A 5,602-nucleotide genomic window follows, 5' to 3' on the forward strand; every position below is an offset into this window, starting at 1 on the left:
GGCTCAGCGGTTGCTGCGGCGGATGGTGGCGCCCATGAAGTGCACGATCGCGCGGCGCGGGAGGAAGCGCGCGGCGATGGCGAGGGGTCGTCCGTTGGTGATGACCGAGGGGCGGTGCGAGGTCTTGTCGACAGTGGTGATCGCGGTTTTCACGACATCCTCGGGCAGGGCGCGGCGGGCGCCGTAGTCGGCGGCCTGGCTGCCGGCGGCGTCGAAGAACTCCGTCTTCATCGCGCCGGGGGAGATGGCGAGAACGCGCAGGCCCGTTCCGCGGGCCTCTTCCCAGAGGGACTCGGTGAAGCTCAGCACGAAGGCCTTCGAGGCGCCGTAGACGCTGAGGTAGGGGGTTGGCATGAAGCCAAGCAGGCTCGCGACATTGATCAGGACGGACGTCTTCTGCTTCGCGAAGACGTCGAAGTAGGCGTGGCTGAGGTCGACGAGGGCGCCGATGTTCAAAGTGATCAGCTGCTGCAGCCGCTCGGGGTCCTCCTCGCCGAACGGGTTGTGCGTGCCGAAGCCGGCGTTGTTAACCAGGCCGGTGGCGAAGATGCCCCTCGCCTCGAGCTCCTTTCGGAGCATGCGCCCGGCGTCCGGCCGGTCGAGCTCACGGGCGATGGTGGTCACGCTCACCCCGTCGCGGCGGGTCAGCTCTTCGGCGAGGCTCTTCAGCCGGTCTTCGCGGCGGGCCACGAGGACCAGGTTCGCGCCGCGGGCGGCGAGTTGGCGGGCGAACTCGGCGCCCAGGCCCGAGCTGGCTCCGGTGACGATGACGGTCTGCGTGCTGTAGTCGATTTTGCTCATGGGAACACTCTACGCATAGTTGTGCACCAAGTGCAAGTAGCTTCCAGTTCTGCAATGTCGTACTATAAGTGCATGGCAATGACTCCCACACCAATCCGACAGCAGACCCGGGCCGTCGTGCGTTCGCTTCTGGCACAGACGGCGATGCAGCTCTTCGCCGAGAAGGGTTTTGACGAGACGACCGTCGACGAGGTCGCAGCAGCGGCCGGCGTCTCGCGCCGCACGCTGTTCAACTACTTCCGCACGAAGGAAGACCTGGCCCTGAGCGGCCTGTCCGAGCAGGGAGAGGTCATCGCGGCGCGACTCGCCGGCCGGCCGGCGGATGAAGAGGTCTGGGTGTCGCTGCGGCAGGCGTTCGTGGTCCTCGACGAGATCGAGGTCAGCCCCGAGAACCGCCTCGGGATCGTCTCGATGCTGTTCGACAACGACTCCCTGCGGGCCGGCCATGCCGAGAAGCAGGCGCGGTGGACCGACCTGCTCGCCCCCCTGATCGAACCGCGCCTGCCCGCCTTCCAATCGCGTGGCTTCGAGGCCAGGGCCATCGTCGGCGCGGCGATCACCTGCCTGCAGGCCGCCACCGAGGAGTGGCTCCGGCTGCGGGGCTCGACACCGCTGTTTGATCTCTACGACACGGCGGTGGCAGCCATCCGCACCTCGAACTGACGCCGGCGGGCGGCCCTGCCCCTCCCCGCTCAACGCTTCGCGATCCACGTCCCGCGGCACCGCCCGCTGCCTTCGACGCGCCTCTGCGCCCCTCAAACCCCCGAGAGCCACACGACTTCCCCGAACATCCCACGAAAGCAGATTTGACATGGCCAACCGCCTCCCCGCCCCCGACCTGAAAAACCTCCACGCCGCGTTCCGCACCGAGAGCGCCGTGATGCTCGAATTCGCGAACTCCCTCACCACCGCCCAGTGGAACGCGCCCAGCAAGGCCGCCGGCTGGAGCATCGCCGACATGGTCGGCCACATCGGCTCCACCGCCCACAACATGTACAGCCCCGCCGGCCTCCAAGCCGCACGCCAGCCGAGCCTCGAGGCCGTCAACGAGGGCCCCGTGCAGGCGCGCCGCGCGTGGAGCCGGCAGCAGGTCATGGCCGAGTTCGAGACCGCCACCCGCACCTCGGCCCGCATGCTCGCCTTCGTCCGGCACACCCCGATGCGCGCGGTGCCCATGGGGCTGAACGAGCTCGGAAAATTCCCGATGGCGCTGCTCGTCGGCGGCGCCCTGGTCTTCGACCTGCACACCCACCTCCGCCACGACATGGCCCCCGCCCTCGGCATGCCGACGCCTCCGACGGACGCGAACCGGATGCGCGCCGTGCTCGACTGGATGACCGCGGTGCTCAGCAACCAGACCGCGAAATCCCCGGCACCCGGAATCGACGCCGGACTGACCCTCACACTCACAGGCCCCGGCGGCGGCACCTGGTGGATCGACGCCGACGGCCTCGCCGCAGCCGGCTCCCGCACCCCGGCGGCCCGCATCACCGCCCCAGCCATCACGTTCCCCGACTGGGGAACGCAGCGCTCCTCCTGGCGAGACGCAGACGTCGAGCTCGCGGGCGACACCGAGCTCGCCGCGCTCTACCTCGACACCGTCAACGTCATCTAAAGGCAGACGCCCGCCGCCGCGCCATAGGTCGCCAGTCCGTCCGATCCAGGGGCCCTGGCGAGATCCAGGGCGGTGTCGGGAGCGGTGGTCCGGGTCGGCTCGGAGGGGCCGGGCATTCCGCCCGGTGCTGGATACCGGCCCCCGCGTACTCATCGGAGCGAGTACCCGTTAGGCCTGCCGGAGACCCATCATGGCGGTGCCGTAGTGAAGTGTGCTGACGTTGAGCCGTTTGGGGTGGGCTGCCAGCATGTGGCCGATGAACTCGTCCGCGGTCGGATCGGTGGCCAGGAATTCGTCAGCCGCCCTGACGTAAGCGATGGTCTCAGCCAGCGCCTGACCGGTGTCCGCGGCGTCGGCGCGGCGGTGGGCGGCCACCACGATCTCAGGCTTGAGCTCCTGGATCTTGACCATCGTGTCGATCCAGCCCTGGCGGGTCTCGTGCGTGCTTGTCACGAGGGTCGGGTGCACGTCGTTGTAGGCGATGTCGCCGACGATGACAGCGGACAGCTCGGGGATATGGACGTAGGAGGAGTCGCTGAGATCGGACTGGCCAGTTGGCACGGCGTACACGTCATGGCCCTCGAGCTCGAGCCGGCCGCCGACGACGGCCTCCGGCACGATGACCTCGGAGCCGATCTCGTCCACGAAGATCTGTGAGTAGAGCGCCCGCATCTGGCCGGTCTCGGCCTCGGAAGCGATCAGGCGGGCGGTCGCTTCGGTGGCCACCACGCGGGCCCCGGGGAAGCGCTTGAGCAGCTCGGCCGCTCCGAGGAAATGGTCGATGTGGGCGTGCGTGATGAAGATCGTGGTGAGCTCCTTGCCGCTGGCCTCGATCCAGTCGGCAAGTTCGGCTGAGTCCTCGATCCCGGGGACCGTGTCGACCAGGATCGCCTCGCTCTCGCCGGAGATCAGCGTGACCGAGGTCGGAGGCCAGGTCCAGCCGCCCTCAGGCGCAGGCACCGGGAGGGGGATGTTCACGGCCCGCGCCGGCGCGGTGAAGATGTTCAGGGTAAGTGATGAGGTCATGTCGGTTCTCCAGTTCATTATTTGACTTACAGGTACAGAAAAATGGCAAAAAAAGGTTCCGAATGCGGGCACCCGTCAAAGGAGCGCGATGGTGGCGTCGGCGATGCTCCGCATCCGCGCGGGACCCTTCTCGAGTCGGGCCAGGGCGTGCAGGCCGGTGACGGTGTTCAGCAGCATGCTGGCCACCGCCTGGTCGTCGAGGTCGATCCGCAGCTCGCCGCTGCGCCGCCCCTCGGCGATCAGTGACGCGAAGGCGCGCTCGGTGTGGTCGAACAGGCCTTGCACCCGCGTTGCGACGTCGGCGTCGGCGATGCCGAATTCGACGGCGCTGTTCGTGGCCAGGCAACCGCGTCGACCGGGGTCGGCCAGGTCGGTCTCGACGAGGAACATCAGCGCTCGACGCAGCCGCTCTTTGACCGTTCCCGAACCGTTGAGCCAGCTCGTGACGACGTCCTTCTGCGTGTCGAGATACCTCTGCAGCGCCAGATCGAAGAGCCGCCGCTTGCCGCCGAAGGCGTTGTAGAGGCTCCCCTTGCCGATACCCAGGGCGTCCGCGAGGCCTTGGGGCGTGGTCGAGGCATAGCCCTGACGCCAGAAGAGATCCATCGCCTGAACGACGGCGGTCTCCGGATCGAACTCTTTGGGTCTGCCCATCCGTCCACACTACACGGTTCTGGACCTATGGGTCAAATATGCACAGCTCGGCGTCACGTTCTTCGACACCGCTGAGACGTATGGCTGGGGCGGGGGCGAGAGGCTCCTTGGTTAGACGCTGGACCCTTTTCGTGCGCACCGAGTCCCGCCCCAGCGGCCGCAGCGAGCTGCGAGATCGTCGACGCCGTTAGAGAACTACTCATCCGCGATGAAGCGCTGCCCAACAACACCAGGCGATGGGGCGTGCCCGGAACGGAACTTGGCTGGCTCAGTCCGCCAGCTGGCGCTCGAAGCCCGCAATGTTGGCAAATTCAGCCGCATCAAGGCTCGCGCCGCCGACCAGCACGCCGTCGACGTCGGTCTCGTGCAGCATGGCTGGCGCGTTGCCGGCCTTAACGGAGCCGCCGTAGAGCAGCCGGGTCTTGGGGGCGACGTCCGCGTCGAACAGGCTGGCCAGTTCGGCGCGGATCGCGCCACACATTTCCTGTGCATCTTCGGGTCCGGCGACTTCTCCGGTTCCGATGGCCCAGACGGGCTCGTACGCTACTACGAGCCCGGCGGCCTCGTCTGAGGTGAGTCCGTCGACGCCGGCGCGCAGCTGGGACAGTGTGTGCTGGATGTGGGTGCCGGTCTGGCGGATGTCCAGGCCCTCGCCGACGCACAGCACCGGTGTGAGTGCATGGCGGAAGGTCGCCTTGACCTTGGTGTTCACGGTTGCGTCGGTTTCGCCGTGGATCGTGCGGCGTTCGCTGTGGCCGACGAGCACATACTTGCAGCCGAGCCTGGCCAGAAACTGACCGCTGACGTCGCCTGTGTAGGCGCCCGAGTCGAACGGGGAAAGGTCCTGGCCTCCGCTGACCAGGCCCAGGCCATCGTCCTGGATCAGGGTTTGCACGGCGCTAAGAGTCGTGAAGGGCGGAAAGACGGCAACCTCCACCCGGGCATAGTCGTGCTTTGCCTCATAAAGGGCCTCGGCCAGTTGTTGCAGCAGGCTGCTGCCCTGGACGTGGTCCATGTTCATCTTCCAGTTACCGGCGATAAGGGGCGTCCGGTTATAGCTGCTGTTGTCAGACGTGTTCATGTGTTTCTCCAAATGGTTGGTGCGATGGCTTGCGGGCGCGGCATTCCGCGGGGCCAGGGAGGGGTCTCCCGGAGCCCGGTAATGCGGGCGGGTTACGGGCTCTGGGGCTCGTCAGGTGGTGTGCCGGTCCGGAGCCGGGTCCCGTCCTGATTGTGCAGGAGGTGCCGCGTGCCGAAGCCGTGGCTTCTGATCCAGAGGATGTCCGATTGCTCGGTTTTAGTCTCGACCCGCGCCTCGTAGGAGTAACCGCCGGGTTCGATTACCTCGACGAGGTCTCCCGGTTGGAGCAAGGTCCAGTCCTGCGGTGCCGGAACCCGGGTGTCACCGCTCCCCGTATGCCTGGTTGAGCGCACCATTACGGCGCGACCCGTGGTGCGGGGGAGGCTCCATGGCTTCCTGCGGCGGCCAGGGCGCCTTCGACGTCG

At 67.3% G+C, this 5,602-nt stretch carries 7 protein-coding genes; 2 read left to right on the top strand and 5 right to left on the bottom strand.

Annotation, left to right across the window (positions count from 1 at the left end; translation table 11 throughout):
- Positions 1-3: 3 nt before the first annotated feature.
- Positions 4-801, bottom strand: a complete 798-nt coding sequence (locus tag J7I79_RS22550; protein WP_214957237.1) for an SDR family oxidoreductase — start codon at positions 799-801, stop codon at positions 4-6.
- Positions 802-873: 72 nt separating this feature from the next.
- Here J7I79_RS22550 and J7I79_RS22555 point away from each other — a divergent pair, with 72 nt between their 5' ends.
- Complete coding sequence (locus J7I79_RS22555; protein WP_214957240.1) at positions 874-1,464, top strand: TetR family transcriptional regulator; 591 nt, start codon at positions 874-876, stop codon at positions 1,462-1,464.
- Between the two features lie 148 nt (positions 1,465-1,612).
- Positions 1,613-2,416, top strand: a complete 804-nt coding sequence (locus J7I79_RS22560) for a maleylpyruvate isomerase family mycothiol-dependent enzyme (protein ID WP_214957242.1) — start codon at positions 1,613-1,615, stop codon at positions 2,414-2,416.
- Positions 2,417-2,584: 168 nt separating this feature from the next.
- Here J7I79_RS22560 and J7I79_RS22565 read toward each other — a convergent pair whose 3' ends face one another.
- The 4 genes from J7I79_RS22565 to J7I79_RS22580 form a co-directional block, all read right to left on the bottom strand.
- Positions 2,585-3,442 (bottom strand): MBL fold metallo-hydrolase, encoded by an 858-nt coding sequence (locus J7I79_RS22565; protein WP_214957244.1) that lies wholly within the window; start codon positions 3,440-3,442, stop codon positions 2,585-2,587.
- A 75-nt stretch (positions 3,443-3,517) separates the two neighbouring features.
- On the bottom strand, positions 3,518-4,096 hold the full coding sequence (locus J7I79_RS22570; protein WP_214957245.1) for a TetR/AcrR family transcriptional regulator: 579 nt from the start codon (positions 4,094-4,096) through the stop codon (positions 3,518-3,520).
- 268 nt (positions 4,097-4,364) lie between these two features.
- Positions 4,365-5,177 (bottom strand): triose-phosphate isomerase, encoded by an 813-nt coding sequence (gene tpiA, locus J7I79_RS22575; RefSeq protein ID WP_214957247.1) that lies wholly within the window; start codon positions 5,175-5,177, stop codon positions 4,365-4,367.
- A 92-nt stretch (positions 5,178-5,269) separates the two neighbouring features.
- Positions 5,270-5,467: a hypothetical protein gene (locus J7I79_RS22580; RefSeq protein ID WP_214957249.1), complete on the bottom strand. Its 198-nt coding sequence runs from the start codon at positions 5,465-5,467 to the stop codon at positions 5,270-5,272.
- Positions 5,468-5,602 lie beyond the last annotated feature (135 nt).

Source organism: Arthrobacter sp. ISL-69, from assembly GCF_018613775.1.
Classification (GTDB): Bacteria; Actinomycetota; Actinomycetes; order Actinomycetales; family Micrococcaceae; genus Arthrobacter.